We start from the raw sequence: 14,698 nt of genomic DNA, 5'->3' as shown, positions 1-14,698 counted from the left end.
CAACATGAACGGGGGAAGGAAGACGGGGTGAGTGACGGATGACGGGGTCAACCCCCTCTCGCCGGCCGCACTATCAGGCGCGGTCGGCGGCGGCCGCCGAGGACCCGCCGTCCCGCGTCCGGGCACGGGAGCGGGCCGTGGTGGCAGCAGTCGTCGACGGGCTCGACACCTCGGGACCGGTGCTCGTCACGCTGTCGGGCAGAAGCGGGCTGGGCCAGTCCGCTCTGGTGCGCCGGGCCGCCGACCGGGCCCGCGAGTCGGGCCACCGGGTGCTGCGCGCCCGAGCGGCGCTGTCGGAGTCCGAACTGCCGTACGGAGTGGTCACGCAGCTCCTCGAACCGCTCGACGCCCCACCGACCGGCATACGGGCGGCACCACCGGGGCCGACGCGGCGCGAGCCCTTTCCGGGGCTGGCCGGGCTGCTGCGCGCGGCGCGCGAGCGTCCGACCGTCCTGGCCGTCGAGGACGCGCACTGGCTCGACCGGGAGTCGCTGCACTGGCTCCAGGCGCTGCTGCGCAGATCCGCCGGAGCACCGCTCGCGGTGGTGTGCGGCGGCGACGACGCGGCGGCGGCCGACCCCGGCTGGCCGGGCGAACTCGGCTCCGCACCCGGCCCGGTCGCCCATCACCTGACCCTGGCACCGCTGCCCCCGGACGAGGTCGCCGCCGAGGTGGCCCGGGTCTGCGGACCCGCGGACGAGGCGTTCACGGCCGAGGCCGGCCGGATCAGCGGCGGGCATCCCGCGGTGCTCCACGACCTGTTGCAGCGGTACGCCGAGCTCGGACACCGGCCGGCCGCGGCCCAGGTCCCGGCCCTCCGGGCGGCCGGCTCCGCCGTGCTCGGCGACCACCTGACGAGCGCCGTACGGGGACTCGGCGCCGAAGCGGGCGAGGTGGTGCGGGTGCTGGCGGTCTGCGGGGAATTGCTCGACTTCCCCCTCGTCCGCACGCTCGCTCGCGCGGGCTCCCTCAACGAACACCGGCTGCGGGCGGCCCTCGCCCGGACGGCCGGCATCCGCGCCCTGCCCGACGGCCGTCTCACGGTCGAACCGGCTTTGCGGGTCCGCGTGTTGGAGGACATGGCGGCCGACGACCGGACCGATCTGCATGTTCGGGCCGCCGAACTCGCGCACCGCGCCGGGGCCGAGGACCGGGCCGTGGCCGACCTGCTGCTCGCCGCGCGCCCGACCGGGGCCGCCTGGGCCATCCGCACACTGCGCCGCGACGCGGACCACGCCGTGCGGGAGGGCGAGCACGACCGCGCCGCCGTACTCCTCGCGCGGGCGGTGGAGGAGGAACGGGATCCCGCCGAGCGCGCCCGCCTCGGCCTCGAACTGGCCGCCGTTCACCTGGTCACCGAGCCCGAGGCCGGGGACCTGCGGATCGAGCGGCTGATCCGTACGCCCGAGAACCCCGCCGCCGTGCGCCTGCACGCCGCCGATATCGGCCTCACCGGGGGCGGTACCGAGGTGGTGCGCCGGTCGCTCGCGGACGCGCTGACGGTCGCGGCCGGCGCCGAACGGGACGACCTGCTCGCGCTTTTCTGGGCGGCCGACCCGACCGGCCAGGGAAACGGCGTACCGTCCGTGCCCACGGTGCCACCCCTGCCGCAGCGTCCGGCCACGCGCGCGCAGGCCGCAGTGCGCGCCTGGCAACTCGCGCTGTACGGCGAGAGCCTGCACGAGGTCAGGAGCCTGGCCCGGGCCGCCCTCGCCGATGAGCAACGGCCGGACGGCCCGCTCGTCCAGCCCGCCCTGGCGGCGTGCAAGGCCCTGTGCCTCACGGACGCGCTGGACGACGCGGAGTCAGGCCTGAACCGGCTGCTCGGCGCACTCGACGGAAGCCGGCTCCGGCTCGCCGCCCCCCAGATCCTCGCCCTGCGCGGCGAACTCAACGTACGCAGTGGCCGGCACGCCCAGGCGGAGCGGGACCTGGAGGCCGCCGAGCGAGGGGCGCGCCTGCTCGGCAGATCGGCCGCCCTCCTGCCCCATCTGTACGGCATCCGCATCGTCGTGGACGTGGAGAGCGGCCGCGGGGACGCGGCCCGCGAGCGTGCCGCCATGCCCCTGCCGCCCGTCGCGGAGGACAGCGAGCACTGGCCCCGCCTGCTGTTCGCGCGGGGAGTGGTCGCGCTGCGCGGCGGCAACCCGGTGGAGGCGCGCGACCAGTTCCGGGAGTGCGGCCGCCGGCTGCTGAGCCGCCATCACCTCAACCCCGTGCTGGTGCCGTGGCGTTCGCTCACGGCACTGACCTGTCACACCCTGGGTGAGTCGGCCGAGGCCCGGCGGCTGAGCGAACAGGAACTGGCGCTCGCCCTGCGCTGGGGCGCGGGCAGCACCCTCGCCTGGGCCAAGCTGACCGCGGTGCTGGTGGCCGGGCGGGAGGACCGCCTGGCGGGCATCCGCTCGGCCATGGGAGCGGTGCGCTCGGCGCCGACCGGTCCCGAGTACGCCCGGGTCCTGGCGGAGTACACGGCCCTGGAGATGACGGAGAGCGGCGGCGACCGGCGGATGGCCGCCCTGTCGCTCGCCGAACTGTGCGCGCTGACCGCCGCCCATCCGTCCGCCCCCATGGCGGTCAGGGCCCGTGCGCTGGCCGGAGCGGCCACCGGCACGGTGTCGGTTCCGGGCTGGGGCGACCTCTCGGAGGCCGAGCGGCAGTCCGCGCTCCTCGCCGGCCGCGGCCGCAGCAACCGGGACATCGCCGCGCTGCTGGAGATCTCGAGCCGTGCGGTCGAACTCCGGCTCGCCCGCGTCTACCGCAAGCTGCGCGTCAACGGACGCCAGGAACTGCGGGAACTGGTCCGCGCGATGGAAGGACACTGAACGCGATGCTGCTCGAAAGAGGTGCCGAGCTGGCCGCGGTGCGACAGGCGCTGCGCGCCGCCGCCGAGGGACGCTCCTCCCACATGGTGCTGGCCGGCCCCCTGGGCATCGGCCGTTCGGCGCTGCTGAACGAACTGCCCCGCTGCGCCGACGAGGGCGCGGTGCATGTGCTGCGGGCCAACGCCGCGCCGACGGAACAAGGCCTCGCCTGCGGTGTGGTGCGTCAGCTGTTCGACAGCCTGCTCACCACGGCACCCGGGCCGGGCCGGGAACGGCTGCTCGCCGACGCGGGGGCCGCCCGGCGGGTGCTCGGCGACGACGTGGTGCCCGACCCCGACACCTTGGACGGAACGGTTCTGCGCGATCTGCGCTCGGTGCTGGCCAAGTTGAGCGCCACGGCCCCCCTGCTGATCCTCGTCGACGACCTTCAGTGGGCGGACTCGTGGTCACTGCGCTGGCTCGCCCATCTCGCCCCGCGGCTGGACGGGTTGCGGCTGCTGCTCGTGTGCACCCTGCGGGACGGCGATCCGGGCTCACGCGACCCCCTGGTGCACGAGGTGGTGGGCGCCTCGGCCCGGATTCTGCATCCCGCGCCCCTGTCTCCGGCCGCCACCGGGGAACTCGTGCGCGCGCGCCTGGGGGAACCCGCCGACGAAGACTTCGTCCACGCCTGCCACGACATGTCCCAGGGGCGTCCGCTGTTCCTTCTGCCCGTGCTGTCCGAAGCCGCCCTCACGGGCCGCCCGCCCAGCGCCGCGAGCACCGGGCTCGTGCACGCGACGCGTCCCGCGCAACTCCGCGACCGCTTACTGAACTGCCTGCTGCTCCAGCCGCAACCGGTCCGGGACGCGGCGGCGGCGATCGCCACATTGGCCGGGCACGAGGAGCCCGCACTCCTCGGCCGCCTCGCGGGCCTCGACGACGTCGGCTTCACGACGGCGCTGCGCGTCCTGCACCAACTGGGGCTGACGGCGGGGGAGGACGAGGCGCGCTTCGCCCACCCGTCCGTACGGGAGGCCGTCGAATGCTCGATGAGCGCCGCCGAACGGCAGCGCTGGCAGGAGGCCGCCGCCGGGGTCCTGTACGACGCCGGGCTCCCGGCGGAGCAGGTCGCCGCCCAGCTGATGGCGATTCCGACGCCCCGGTACCCCTGGGCCGTCCCGGTGCTGCGCAGCGCGGCGGACACCGCACGGCGCAAGGGGAGGCCGGAACTCGCCGCCCGGTATCTGCGGCGGGCTTTGCTGGAAGCGGTCGAGCAGGACCGGACGAGGGCCCAGCTGCTGGTCGAACTCGCGGCTGTCGAGCTGTCCTTCGATCCGCCGACCGCCGAATCGCACATCGCGCAGGCGCTGCCCCTGCTCCCCACGGCCCGTGACCGCGCTGCCGCGGTGCTGCGGCTCTCGCCCTGTGTGACCAGCCCCGTGACCCCGTCGGGGGCCGCCCTGCTCAGGCGCGCCGCCGAGGACCTCGTGGACCCGTACACGCAGGACGACCCCGGTGGCGAAGAGGCGCTGTCCCTGGAAGCCAGGCTGCGGTACACGGGTCTCGACGACTACGCCCAACTCGCCGACGCCGTCGCCAGGCTGCGCGTCCTGGAGCCCACGGTCCGCTCGCGCGGCGGCCGGGAACTGCTGGCCGTGCTGCTGCACGCGGCGACGCTCAGTGCCGACGGAGACGCGTCGGAGATCGTACGGCAGGCCCTCGGCATCCTCGACTGGGAACCGGCGACCGCCACCGGCGGCGGTTCGGTGATGCAGTTGGTGATGTTCTCCCTGGTGGGCGCCGACGCCCTGCAGACGGCCGAGTCCTGGCTGAACGCCGCGGAGCGGAGCGGGTACGGGGACGACGGCGGGGGCGACGCCATGGGGCATGCGCGGCGCGCGCTGTTCCACATCGCGCGCGGCCGGCTGCCCCAGGCCCGGGAGCAGGCGGAGCGAATCGCCGAACTGGCGGGCACGATCGGGGAGGAGAGTCGTTGCTTCGTCTACGGTGTGCTGGGCGCGCTGGCCCTGTCGGCGCGTGATGTGCAACTGGGTTCACGCATCGTGGCCGAGGCGGCCGGCCGGTCCCTCGCGCCGATCCCGGCCGCACTGCTGAGCCTGCTGCGGATGGCGGAACAGGCCCAGGCGGGCGAGGCCGTCACGGCTCTGGAGACGGCCATGGAATGCGGTCGGCAGCTGGAGTGCGCGGGGTGGCGCAATCCCGTTCTGTTCCCCTGGCGTCCTTGGGCGATCTCCCTCTCCCAGCAGCTCGGCGACCATCACCTGGCCCGGACGCTGGCGGCGGAGGAGTGCGCGCGGGCGAGGGAGTGGGGAGCGCCGGTGGCCATCGGCCGGGCACTGCGGCTGCGCGCCCGCGCCGACGGTGCGGACGACCGGGTCGATCTGCTGCGGGAGGCCGTGGCGACACTCCGCGACTCCGCCAACGAACTGGAACTCTTCATGGCGGTACGGGACTTGGGTCGGCTGCTGGGGGACGGTGCCGAGGCCCGGGAGGCGCTGCGCGAGGCCGGTGAGCTGGCGGAGTCGTGCGGCGTTCCCTGGCTGGCCGGGCCGGTCAGCGCGGAAGGCCGGCCCTCCGTCCCGGTCGTACGGTCGGCACTCACCCGTACCGAGAGCCGTGTGGCATCACTAGTTGTCAATGGGCTCACCAATCAGGAAATTGCAGCTGAACTCCAAGTGAGTGCCCGAGCCGTGGAAAAGCATCTGACAAACTCCTATCGTAAACTCGGCATTACGGGCAGGCGTGAGCTGGCCGCAGTTCTCCAGGAAACCGGCGTGCACGCTCCCGGCTGAACGGGCATTCGGTTCGCCCGTTTCTATCGAAAATGCCCTCTGGCCTGCTGTTCCGTGACCGTACCGAACCTTGAGTGCGGTGTCCGGGCGATCGACCGAACCTTCCCCCGCAACTCCACAGAATCGGCGGGATCAGGCCGGTTCACGTTGACCCGGTCACCGTTGGCTCTCTAGAGTTCCGGGTGTGGTTCCAGTGGTAAATGGCGAATTGAACGGTCAGGGAAACCGCGTCCCTCTCGGCTTTCCTCTTCCGTGAGAGAGGAGAAGGGATAGTTCTGGAGGGCCGGCGAGTTTCCTGACCGTGAAGGCCATTGGAACCTGATACCTGTTCACCCATCTCATGAGTACCAACCGCTGCGCAGACCGACGGTCCGGTGACGGCGACGAGAGGTCGCAGACCGGCAACGTTGTCAGATGCGTGAGGCACTGCCCGCCGCCACATTCGCTGGTGTGCGCCCTCCAGGCAGGGGCGCCCGGGCGTTCTCGTGCCGAGCCGTCCTGTCGTGGCCCGAACTCGGGTCCACCGCGCGCGGAGTACACCCCCCACCGCACGAAGGGCGATTATGCCGCAGGTCACCAACTCACGACGTGAGACGAGTTCGTTCACGTCCACCCTCGCCGTCTCGGGGAAGGGGCAAGCCCGCGACCTCCACGAGGGCGGCCGGTCGCAGCAGACCGCGATGCTCGACGAGGGCCGCCTCAACTTGGCGCGTCTCGACCGGGCGTTGACCATCCAGCAGGCCAGCGAGGGGTTCTTCTGGCAGTTCGGAGGCTCGTCCGCGGAGTTGTGCGGCCGGACCTTCAGCGATCTCGTCCACCCCAGTGTCCAGCAGCCGCTGATGCGGCAGTTCACCGGTCTCATCGAGGGCCGGCGCGATCGTTTCGCCACCGACGTCATCGCCGTGGGGCGGGACGACGCCACGTTCACCGTCCCCCTGACTGCCCTCATGGTGCGGGGCGGTCTCCCGGACGAGTCCTCGATCCTGGTCATGATGCCCGGCGCACAGAACGACCCGGCCGACTCGGAGGTCGTCGGCGGACGCAACAAGAAGCTCCTGAGCCCGATCGACGCCCGGATACTCGAAGGCATAGCCTCCGGACTCTCCACGATCCCGCTCGCCTCACGACTGCACCTGAGCCGGCAGGGCATCGAGTACCACGTGACCTGTCTGCTCCGGAAACTCCGGGTGCCGAACCGGGCGGCGCTGGTCTCCCGCGCGTACTCCATGGGCGTGCTCAAAGTCGGTGTCTGGCCGCCGAAGGTGGTCCCGGACTTCATCAAGGACTGACGGCGCGGGGGAGTCCCTCCCCGGGTCGGATCATGTAGGCCGCTCGTGCGGGTCGGGGGATGCCTCGGCCCGCACGCGGCGGCTCACATCAAGTAATGAAGGCATGCATCGCCAACTCCCGTGATTTCGGCTTCAGTTGTTGACGCCGGCCGCCGGTGGGGATACAACCCGGAGAGAGCGCTCTCACGCCTGCTGCCGCTCCACCCCCACACACGCCGAACCGGCTTGAGGAGACCCGTATGCAGACCTTCTCCGGCGCACTCACCCGCAGACCGGCGACCACCGCCGCGCGTTCCCGCACGGCGCTCGGCCTGGTCGCCGTCCTGCTCGCCGCCTGCTTCGCCGCTCTGACCCCGTCGTCCGCACACGCCGCGGACCAACTGCTGTCCCAGGGGCGCCCCGCCGTGGCGTCCTCGGTCGAGAACGACACCTTCCTGGCCGCGGCCGCGGTCGACGGCAACACCGGCACCCGCTGGTCCTCCGCCTTCGCCGACCCGCAGTGGCTCCGGGTGGACCTCGGATCCGTCCAGCAGCTCACCCGCGTCACCCTCAACTGGGAGGCCGCGTACGCCAAGTCCTTCCAGATCCAGACCTCCGCCGACGCGAACACCTGGACCACGGTCTACTCCACCACCACCGCCACCGGCGGCATCCAGAACCTCGCCGTCACGGGCAGCGGCCGTTATGTGCGCGTGAACGGAACCGAGCGAGCCACCCCGTACGGCTACTCCCTCTGGGAGTTCCAGGTCTACGGGCCCGGCGGCACCACCCCGCCGGACGACTTCTGGGGCGGCATCGGTGACATACCCGCCGCGAAGAACGCCGTCGAGGTGAAGATCCTCAACCGTACCAACGGCAAGTACCCGGACAGCCAGGTGTACTGGAGCTTCAACGGGCAGGTCCACTCCATCGCCGAACAGCCCTACCTGGACATGCCGGCGAACTCGGCGGGCCGCATGTACTTCTACCTCGGCTCGCCGGGCGGCCCCTACTACGACTTCATCGAGTTCACCGTCGGCAACAACGTCTTCAACGGCAACACGACCCGCGTCGACGCCTTCGGCCTCAAGCTCGCCATGCGCCTGCACACCAAGGACGGCTACGACGTCGAGGTGGGCGAGAACCGGCAGACGTTCGCCGAGGACCGCGCCACCACCTTCCAGCGCTTCACCAACGCCGTTCCGAGCCAGTTCAAGGTACTGGCCCAGACCCAGGCCCCGTACCGGATCATCGCCCCCGGCAGCGACCCCAGCTTCCGCGCGGGCGGCGCGAACGCCAACTACTTCACCTCGTACGCCCAGTCCGTCGGCGTCAACGCGGCCACCTCCGACATCTTCGGCTGCGCCGCCTCCCTGGCCGGCAACCCCGACATGTGCGCCGCCCTCAACCGGCACGTCGCCACACTGCCGGCCTCCCAGCAGTCCGACCCGGCCCAGTACTACAAGGCGGCACCCGCGAACTACTACGCCCAGTTCTGGCACGACAACGCCATCAACCGGCTCGCCTACGGCTTCCCTTACGACGACGTGGCGGGCCAGTCCTCCTTCATCTCCCACGGCAACCCGCAGTGGCTGCTGGTGGCCGTCGGCTGGTAGCCGACCGCGAGAGGGTGTCCGGGGCCGTCGCGACAGACGGCCGCGGACACCCTCTCCTCGTGCTTCTCGCTCGGTGAACGGGAAGGCTTTAGTGAGGAGTTGATGCCTCGGGCGTGGGAACGGCCCGGGACCGTTCCGGGGCGGCAGGAACCGTGCGCACCGGGTCGGGCCCAGCCGTTCCGCGGGTGCCGGTCGCCGCGGTGCGGCTCGGTGCGCTGGGGGCGCTCCTGGTGGCGGTGTCCTGGCGGGGACGGGGGGTGGCGAAGTCCGAGGGGCGAGCGGTCCGTGCCGTCGTGGGGGTGGGGGCGGGCGTGGTCGCGGCGGGCGGCGGGGGCGGCGGTGCCAGGGGGACCGTGGGCGTGACGGGGGCGGACGGGGCCGACGGATGCAGCGGCAGTACGACGATGGCGGCCACCGCGCAGGTCAGCGCGGCTCCGGCGGTGGCCCGCAGCAGCTTGCGGCGGGCGGCCGTGCGGCGGATCGCCTCGTAGCGGCCCGGCGGCGGCCCGAGACGGCCGGCCGGGGGCTGCAGGAGCACGGTGAGCGGGTCGTCGGGCGCGAACTCCGGGTCGTTGTCAAAGCGAGTGGTCAAGACTTCTCCTGAGGTGGACGCGGAGCAGTTCTCTGGCGGCGTGGAGGTCGGCTTTGACGGTTCCTTCCTTGCGTCCGGTCAGTGCGGACACCTGCCAGATCGGCATGTCGGCGTAGTAGTGGAGGAGGATCGGGACGCGCAGTCGTTCCGGCAGGGACTGCACGAGCAGGCGCACCGACGGATCCGTCTGCTCGGTGTGGGGGCGGAGCGCGGCCTCGGTGGTGACGCGGCGCACGGCGCGGCGCTCGCGTTCCTGCTTGCGCCAGTGGTCGCGGACGATGTTGGCCGCGGTCACGTAGAGGAACCCGCGGGGCTCCTCCACGGACGTCCAGCGGGCCCAGAGGCGGGTGAACGCCTCGGAGGCGATCTCGTGGGCCGTCTCGTCGTCGTCGACGAGCCGGCGGCACCAGCCGGCGAGGCGCGGGTACAGGGCGGCGAACAGTTCGGACGCTGCCTTGTCGCGGGACCGTTTCAACGCTCTCCAGGGTCGGGGTGCCGAGTCGGGCACGAGTGTGTCGGGGCCGCGGGCGGGGCGGCGGCTCCAGGGGAAGGATGCCGGGCCGGCGGTGTCGCGTTCCGCCGGCCCGGCCGCCGTCGTGGGCTGTCGGCCCGTCAGCGGAGGATGGCACTGAGGGCGGCGAACACGATCACGTTGTCGCGGTAGCCGTCGTCGTCGCGTGGGCCGCCGCAGGTGATGAGCCGCAACTCCGGGCGGTCCACGTTCCCGTACACGTCGTCGGCCGGGAAGTGTGCCTTGGCCACCGTCCGGGTGGAAGTGACGGCGAACTGTGCCTGTGTTCCGTTCTCCAGGCGGGCGTCGATCGTCTCGCCGGTCCGCAGCCGGTCCAGGTGGCGGAAGACTCCGTCGCCGTAGGAACCGACCGTGACATGGCCGAGGACGACCGACGGTCCGACCTGGCCCGGTGTGGGCGAGTACCGGTACCAGCCCGCCTGGTCGTGTGCGGTGACCGGCGGGACCTGCACGGTGCCGTCCGGTTCCAGACCGAGGCTCAGCAGCGGGGTGTCGACCCCGATGGCCGGGATCCGGAGCCGGACCGGGACCGAACGCCGCAGGGGACGCGGGGAGCCGGCGACCGGCGTGGCGTCTCCGGTGTCCGGAGTGCCGCCGCGGGTGCCGGTGGGATGGACGGTCGCGGACCGGCCGTTCCCGCCACCACCGCAGCCCGCGAGCAGCGCGGTCAGCGCCGCGGTGCCGAACGCGCGCCTGGAGAGCGGCGTCATGCCCCGGTCGCCCGGCGGCGGACGACGAGGACGGCCCCGCCGGCCATGACGAGCGCCACGCCGGCGCCGCCGCCGATCAGGTTGTCCCGGGAGCCGGACTCCTGGGCGGGGGTGGTGACACCGGTGTCGGGCGCGCCCGCCGGCACCGCGCGGACCTGGTCACGGACCGGGGCACGGGTTTGTTCGGGGGCCGGAACGGGCGTGGCCGCCCTGGTCGGGACCGGGGAGGGGGTCGCGGCCGTGGTGGGGACCGGGGAGGGAGCGGCCCCGTCGGCGAAGGCGGGTGCGGTTCCCGCCAGCACGGCGGTGCAGGCAACTGCCGCGGCGGTGAGGATGGTTCGGCGCATCGGATCGCTTTCTTCCGTCGGCGCCCGCCGGTCGGCGGGCGTGTTGTGGATCGAGCGGAGAGACGAGGCAGGGCGGGAGCGGGTTGTAAAGGGATGGCAAAGTCGTGTGCGGGGCCGTCCGGCAGGCGACCGTCGGGGCTGGGGCTGCCGTTTCAGTGCCGGGCAGCGGGAAACTCCGACCGCTCGGGGCCACTGGGTGAGGGAAGGCAACGCTCTCGGGACCGTGAGGACGACGTCATGAGTGGAACGAATCCGGGTCGACGTGAGGAACGGACGGCCCGAAGGGGCTCCGGAACGATCGGCCGCCGCTCCCCTCGGACCGGCACGGAACCGGTCACCGCGCAGAGCCCGCTCGGACTGCGCCTGCTTCTGTCCGGCGTGTTCGTCCCGGTCCTCGCCGCGGCGACCGCGTACTTCGCGGTGTGGGCGGCCGGATCGGGGCCGGGGGACAGCCCCGGGCCCGGACCGCTGACCACCGTCGCCGCCGTGTGCGGGGTGCTCGCCCTCATCGCGGTGATCGATCTGGTGGTCGTCGAGCGACGGCTGAGGCGTGAACGAGCCGCCGCCTCGACCACACGTCGAGAGGCCGGGTGATCCCGCTACCCCCGTTGTGCGCCCCGCGCGACGGGCGGGTGCAGGTATGGCGGCCTGCACATGACCGCGACGGCCGCCGCATCATCGGTGAGCCGGCCCCCGACGTACGCGAGAAGGTCGCGGCGCAGTCGCCGGAGCAAGTCGTCGGGCGTGCGCTCGCCCCACGTGGCGAGACGTTCGGCGAGCCGGTAGAAGGTGCCGGATTCGTCGCGGGCCTCGACCACGCCGTCGGTGTAGAGCAGCAGCAGGTCGTCCTCGCCGAAGGGGAACTTGTCGAGGACGTAGTCGCCGCCGTTGAACTCGCCGAGTCCGAGCGGCGGCGCCGACGGGCTGCGGTCGAGCGGCGCCACCGTGCCGCGATGCAGCATGAGCGGCGGGGGGTGCCCGCAGTTGACCACGTGGACGCAGCCGCCGTGGTCGGGGAAGTCGAGGAGCGCCGCCGTGATGAAGCGCTCCTCGCCGTTGTCTGCGCCGCCGTGCGGATCCCATCGGACGCTGCCGTCCAGATGGGCCGCGAGGGCGGGGAGGGACGCCTGTCGGTAGGCGAATCCGTAGAAGGACCCGAGCAGCATCGCGGCGTCCCCGACCGCCGCCAGCCCCTTGCCCCGGACGTCGCCGATGAGCAGCCGGGTGCTGGTACGGGTGCGCGCCGCGGCGTACAGGTCACCGCCGATCTGTGCCTCGGCTTCGGCGGCGAGGTAGACCGAGGCGACCGTCAGCGGCCCGATATGGTCCGGCAGCGGCCGCAGCAGGACCTTCTGTGCGGTTTCGGACACGGCGCGTACCTGACTCAGCACGCGCCTGTGCCGGTCGCGCACGGCCGTGAAGGTGACCACCACGATCGCGCCGGCGGCCAGCGCGGCGATCCCCCCGTTTCGGCTCGCGTCCCCCACCGTGTGCTGAAGCGAGGCCACCGCGAGCCGGGAGCCCACGGCCAGGACGCTGACCAGCGCGGTGAGCCGGGGGCCGGCGAACGCGGCGCTGACGGCGGGCGCCGCCATCAGCAGCGGTCCGAGATCCACGTACGGCGGAGTCAGCGCGTCCGTGAGGGAGACGACCGCGATCAGCACGAACGGCAAGGCCACGAGGGCACGCCTCGGCTGCCCCCGCACCCCCTCGAAGACGCCACTGGCTCCCACGTCCGTCATATGGCCCTCACTCCGTGGCATACGCCGCCGCGCCAGCCCGGTGCCGCCGGGTCATAGGTCCGGCCACCATTCGAATCCATAAAAGGCTCATATCGGACCATATGTAGACAAAATCTGCATGCCGGGTGGTGGGTGGCGGGCCGCGAGCCGGCATGAACCGGACGCGGAACGGCGGGCCGCGGCGCGGCGGGCCGTGCCGTGCGGCCCGTGGACGGCGGGTCCAAGCTGGGAGAGAGAGCTGCGAGGGAGAGACCATGCGGGTGGGAGTGCTGACCGGAGGCGGCGACTGCCCCGGTCTGAATGCGGTGATCCGCAGTGTCGTACGCAAGGGCGCGCAGGAGTACGCCTGGGAGTTCGTCGGGATCGCGGACGGCTGGGGCGGCGCCGTCAAGGACGTCACCCGTACCCTGGACGTCGCGGCCGTGCGCGGGATCCTTCCGCTCGGCGGCACGATCCTCGGCTCCTCCCGCACCAATCCCCTCCGGCTCGACAGGGGCATCGACCGCATCCGCGAGACTCTCCGCGCGCACGAGATCGACGCCCTCGTCGTCATCGGCGGCGAGGACACGCTCAGCGTCGCGAGCGCGCTGTCCGACGCGGGGGTCGACCTGGTCGGCGTGCCGAAGACCATCGACAACGACGTGGGCGGCACCGACTACACCTTCGGCTTCGACACCGCGGTCGGCATCGCGACCGAGGCCATCGACCGCCTGCACACCACCGCGGAGTCGCACAAGCGCACCCTGGTCGTCGAGGTGATGGGGCGCCACTCGGGCTGGATCGCCCTGCACGCGGGCGTCGCGGGCGGCGCGAACGCCATCCTCATCCCGGAGGTGGAGTTCGATCTCGACCGGGTGTGCGCCTGGGTGGAGAGGCGTTTCGAGATCAACTACGCGCCGATCGTCGTCGTGGCGGAGGGGGCGGTCCCACGGGCCGGGCAGATGGTGGTCAAGGACGAGTCGCGCGACGAGTTCGGGCACGTGCGCCTGTCCGGCATCGGCGACTGGCTGGCCCGGGAACTGGAGAGCCGTACCGAGAAGGAGGCGCGTACGACGGTGCTCGGCCACGTCCAGCGGGGCGGCACGCCGTCCGCCTACGACCGGTGGCTCGCCACCCGCTTCGGTCTGCACGCCGTGGAGGCCCTCAGGGACGGCGCCTTCGGCACGATGGTGGCCCTGCGAGGCACGGACGTCGTACGCGTCCCGCTCGCGGACGTGGCGGGCACGAACAAGCTGGTCCCCATGGAGCTGTACGAGGAGTTCGACGTCTTCTTCGGCACCTGACCCGCGGAATGGCGTGCGGTCACCCGTGGGGCACGACGACCAACGGGCAGTGGGCGTGATGCAGGACGGCATGGGCCACCGGACCCAGGCGCTGTTCGGCCGCCCGCGGGCTCGCACGCCGGCCGACGACGAGCAGGCCGGCCCGCCGCGAGGCGTGCACCAGCGCGTGGGCCGGATGGAGCAGGACGACGTCGGGCAGCACAGAGACGTCCGGATATCTCTTGCGCGGCTCCCGGAGCACGTCGGACAGCCGCTGGACCTCCTCGTCCTCCCACGTCGCCCGGTCCTCCTCGGGCACCGCGAGCGCGGTCCAGAGCGGGGCGCCGCCGAGGGACCACGCGTGCACGGCCCGCAACCGGGCCTCACCGAGTCGAGCGGCGCCGAAGGCGAAGTCCAGCGGGGACCCGGCCGCCGTGCGGACGTCGCCGACGCCCACGGCCACCTCCGCCTCGTGCAGGGCGGCGGCGGGAGGCCGGGGCACGACCGCCACGGGACAGGGCGCGCCGCTCGCCACCGCCAGCGCCGTCGAGCCCACCGCGAGGCCGTCGAATCCGCCGTCCCCCCGAGCCCCGACGACGAGGAGCTCGGCCGTCCGGGCGGCGGAGAGCAGGGCGGCCGGAGCGGAGCCGGCCACCTGCACGCCGCTCATCCGCACACCGGGACTCACGGCGGCGAGACCGGCCTCGGCGCGCCCCAGCACCTCCTCGCCGGACCGCTGCCAGGAGAGGGCGACCGGCGGATCGGCGATGTCATCGGCGGGAGCGGGCACGGCGTGCACCAGACGCAGCTCCAGACCGCGGCGGGCCGCCTCCTCGGCCGCCCACTCGCCCGCGACGAGGCTCTCCCGGGACGCGTCGATCCCGGCCACGAGGAATCGGGTCATCCGGTCCTCCCTGCCGGCCGAAGCACCATTGTGGACGGGCCGTGACGGCGCCACCAGCCGAACCGGCCGGGCTCCCGGTGCCCTCCCCTGCCGGGGCCGTTAATG

General features: G+C 72.9%; 12 protein-coding genes. 6 read left to right on the top strand and 6 right to left on the bottom strand.

What is annotated here, in order from left to right; translation table 11 throughout:
• Window positions 1-38: 38 nt before the first annotated feature.
• From ACWC91_RS15450 to ACWC91_RS15435, 4 genes are all read left to right on the top strand, one after another.
• Window positions 39-2,825, top strand: coding sequence for an AAA family ATPase (locus ACWC91_RS15450; protein WP_281154097.1), 2,787 nt, complete (start codon window positions 39-41; stop codon window positions 2,823-2,825).
• Between the two features lie 5 nt (window positions 2,826-2,830).
• Window positions 2,831-5,620: an ATP-binding protein gene (locus ACWC91_RS15445; protein WP_225079180.1), complete on the top strand. Its 2,790-nt coding sequence runs from the start codon at window positions 2,831-2,833 to the stop codon at window positions 5,618-5,620.
• Between the two features lie 563 nt (window positions 5,621-6,183).
• Window positions 6,184-6,909 carry a helix-turn-helix transcriptional regulator gene (locus ACWC91_RS15440; RefSeq protein WP_374114054.1) on the top strand — a complete coding sequence of 242 codons (726 nt, stop codon included), beginning with the start codon at window positions 6,184-6,186 and terminating at the stop codon, window positions 6,907-6,909.
• A 239-nt stretch (window positions 6,910-7,148) separates the two neighbouring features.
• The gene (locus tag ACWC91_RS15435; protein WP_450640244.1) at window positions 7,149-8,504 is read left to right on the top strand and encodes a beta-1,3-glucanase family protein; all 1,356 of its coding nucleotides are present in this window, start codon (window positions 7,149-7,151) and stop codon (window positions 8,502-8,504) included.
• 88 nt (window positions 8,505-8,592) lie between these two features.
• On the opposite strand, the gene ACWC91_RS15430 is transcribed toward ACWC91_RS15435, so the two are convergent.
• From ACWC91_RS15430 to ACWC91_RS15415, 4 genes are all read right to left on the bottom strand, one after another.
• Complete coding sequence (locus tag ACWC91_RS15430) at window positions 8,593-9,096, bottom strand: hypothetical protein (RefSeq protein ID WP_225079182.1); 504 nt, start codon at window positions 9,094-9,096, stop codon at window positions 8,593-8,595.
• Entirely contained in the window at window positions 9,080-9,571 is a 492-nt protein-coding gene (locus ACWC91_RS15425) for an RNA polymerase sigma factor (RefSeq protein WP_225079183.1), read from the bottom strand. Before ACWC91_RS15425 ends, ACWC91_RS15430 begins: the two co-directional genes overlap by 17 nt.
• A gap of 137 nt (window positions 9,572-9,708) precedes the next feature.
• Entirely contained in the window at window positions 9,709-10,338 is a 630-nt protein-coding gene (locus tag ACWC91_RS15420; RefSeq protein WP_281154099.1) for a class F sortase, read from the bottom strand.
• Window positions 10,335-10,685 (bottom strand): sortase-dependent protein, encoded by a 351-nt coding sequence (locus ACWC91_RS15415; RefSeq protein WP_281154100.1) that lies wholly within the window; start codon window positions 10,683-10,685, stop codon window positions 10,335-10,337. The genes ACWC91_RS15420 and ACWC91_RS15415 overlap by 4 nt, the downstream gene beginning before the upstream one ends.
• Window positions 10,686-10,922: 237 nt before the next feature.
• Between ACWC91_RS15415 and ACWC91_RS15410 the strand changes: the two genes are divergently transcribed.
• Window positions 10,923-11,279 carry a DUF6343 family protein gene (locus tag ACWC91_RS15410; protein ID WP_225079186.1) on the top strand — a complete coding sequence of 119 codons (357 nt, stop codon included), beginning with the start codon at window positions 10,923-10,925 and terminating at the stop codon, window positions 11,277-11,279.
• 5 nt (window positions 11,280-11,284) lie between these two features.
• Here the strand turns inward: ACWC91_RS15410 and ACWC91_RS15405 are convergent, their stop codons facing one another.
• Window positions 11,285-12,427 carry a PP2C family protein-serine/threonine phosphatase gene (locus tag ACWC91_RS15405; protein WP_225079187.1) on the bottom strand — a complete coding sequence of 381 codons (1,143 nt, stop codon included), beginning with the start codon at window positions 12,425-12,427 and terminating at the stop codon, window positions 11,285-11,287.
• A 254-nt stretch (window positions 12,428-12,681) separates the two neighbouring features.
• On the opposite strand from ACWC91_RS15405, the gene ACWC91_RS15400 reads away from it, so the two are divergent.
• Window positions 12,682-13,710 (top strand): 6-phosphofructokinase, encoded by a 1,029-nt coding sequence (locus ACWC91_RS15400; protein WP_450644118.1) that lies wholly within the window; start codon window positions 12,682-12,684, stop codon window positions 13,708-13,710.
• A 19-nt stretch (window positions 13,711-13,729) separates the two neighbouring features.
• On the opposite strand, the gene ACWC91_RS15395 is transcribed toward ACWC91_RS15400, so the two are convergent.
• On the bottom strand, window positions 13,730-14,593 hold the full coding sequence (locus tag ACWC91_RS15395) for a universal stress protein (protein WP_281154103.1): 864 nt from the start codon (window positions 14,591-14,593) through the stop codon (window positions 13,730-13,732).
• Window positions 14,594-14,698 lie beyond the last annotated feature (105 nt).

The sequence above is a fragment of the Streptomyces sp. NPDC001204 genome, assembly GCF_053598035.1.
The sequence above is the reverse complement of the archived record's forward strand: the minus strand, read 5'-3'. Positions and strand labels throughout refer to the sequence as shown.

Excerpts from the sequence above, each read along its gene's own strand:
- ACWC91_RS15400 (WP_450644118.1), top strand. The coding sequence starts at position 12,682 with ATGCGGGTGGGAGTGCTGACCGGAGGCGGCGACTGCCCCGGTCTGAAT.
- ACWC91_RS15420 (WP_281154099.1), bottom strand. The coding sequence starts at position 10,338 with ATGACGCCGCTCTCCAGGCGCGCGTTCGGCACCGCGGCGCTGACCGCG.
- ACWC91_RS15405 (WP_225079187.1), bottom strand. The coding sequence starts at position 12,427 with ATGACGGACGTGGGAGCCAGTGGCGTCTTCGAGGGGGTGCGGGGGCAG.
- ACWC91_RS15395 (WP_281154103.1), bottom strand. The coding sequence starts at position 14,593 with ATGACCCGATTCCTCGTGGCCGGGATCGACGCGTCCCGGGAGAGCCTC.
- ACWC91_RS15410 (WP_225079186.1), top strand. The coding sequence starts at position 10,923 with ATGAGTGGAACGAATCCGGGTCGACGTGAGGAACGGACGGCCCGAAGG.
- ACWC91_RS15450 (WP_281154097.1), top strand. The coding sequence starts at position 39 with ATGACGGGGTCAACCCCCTCTCGCCGGCCGCACTATCAGGCGCGGTCG.
- ACWC91_RS15440 (WP_374114054.1), top strand. The coding sequence starts at position 6,184 with ATGCCGCAGGTCACCAACTCACGACGTGAGACGAGTTCGTTCACGTCC.
- ACWC91_RS15415 (WP_281154100.1), bottom strand. The coding sequence starts at position 10,685 with ATGCGCCGAACCATCCTCACCGCCGCGGCAGTTGCCTGCACCGCCGTG.
- ACWC91_RS15435 (WP_450640244.1), top strand. The coding sequence starts at position 7,149 with ATGCAGACCTTCTCCGGCGCACTCACCCGCAGACCGGCGACCACCGCC.
- ACWC91_RS15445 (WP_225079180.1), top strand. The coding sequence starts at position 2,831 with ATGCTGCTCGAAAGAGGTGCCGAGCTGGCCGCGGTGCGACAGGCGCTG.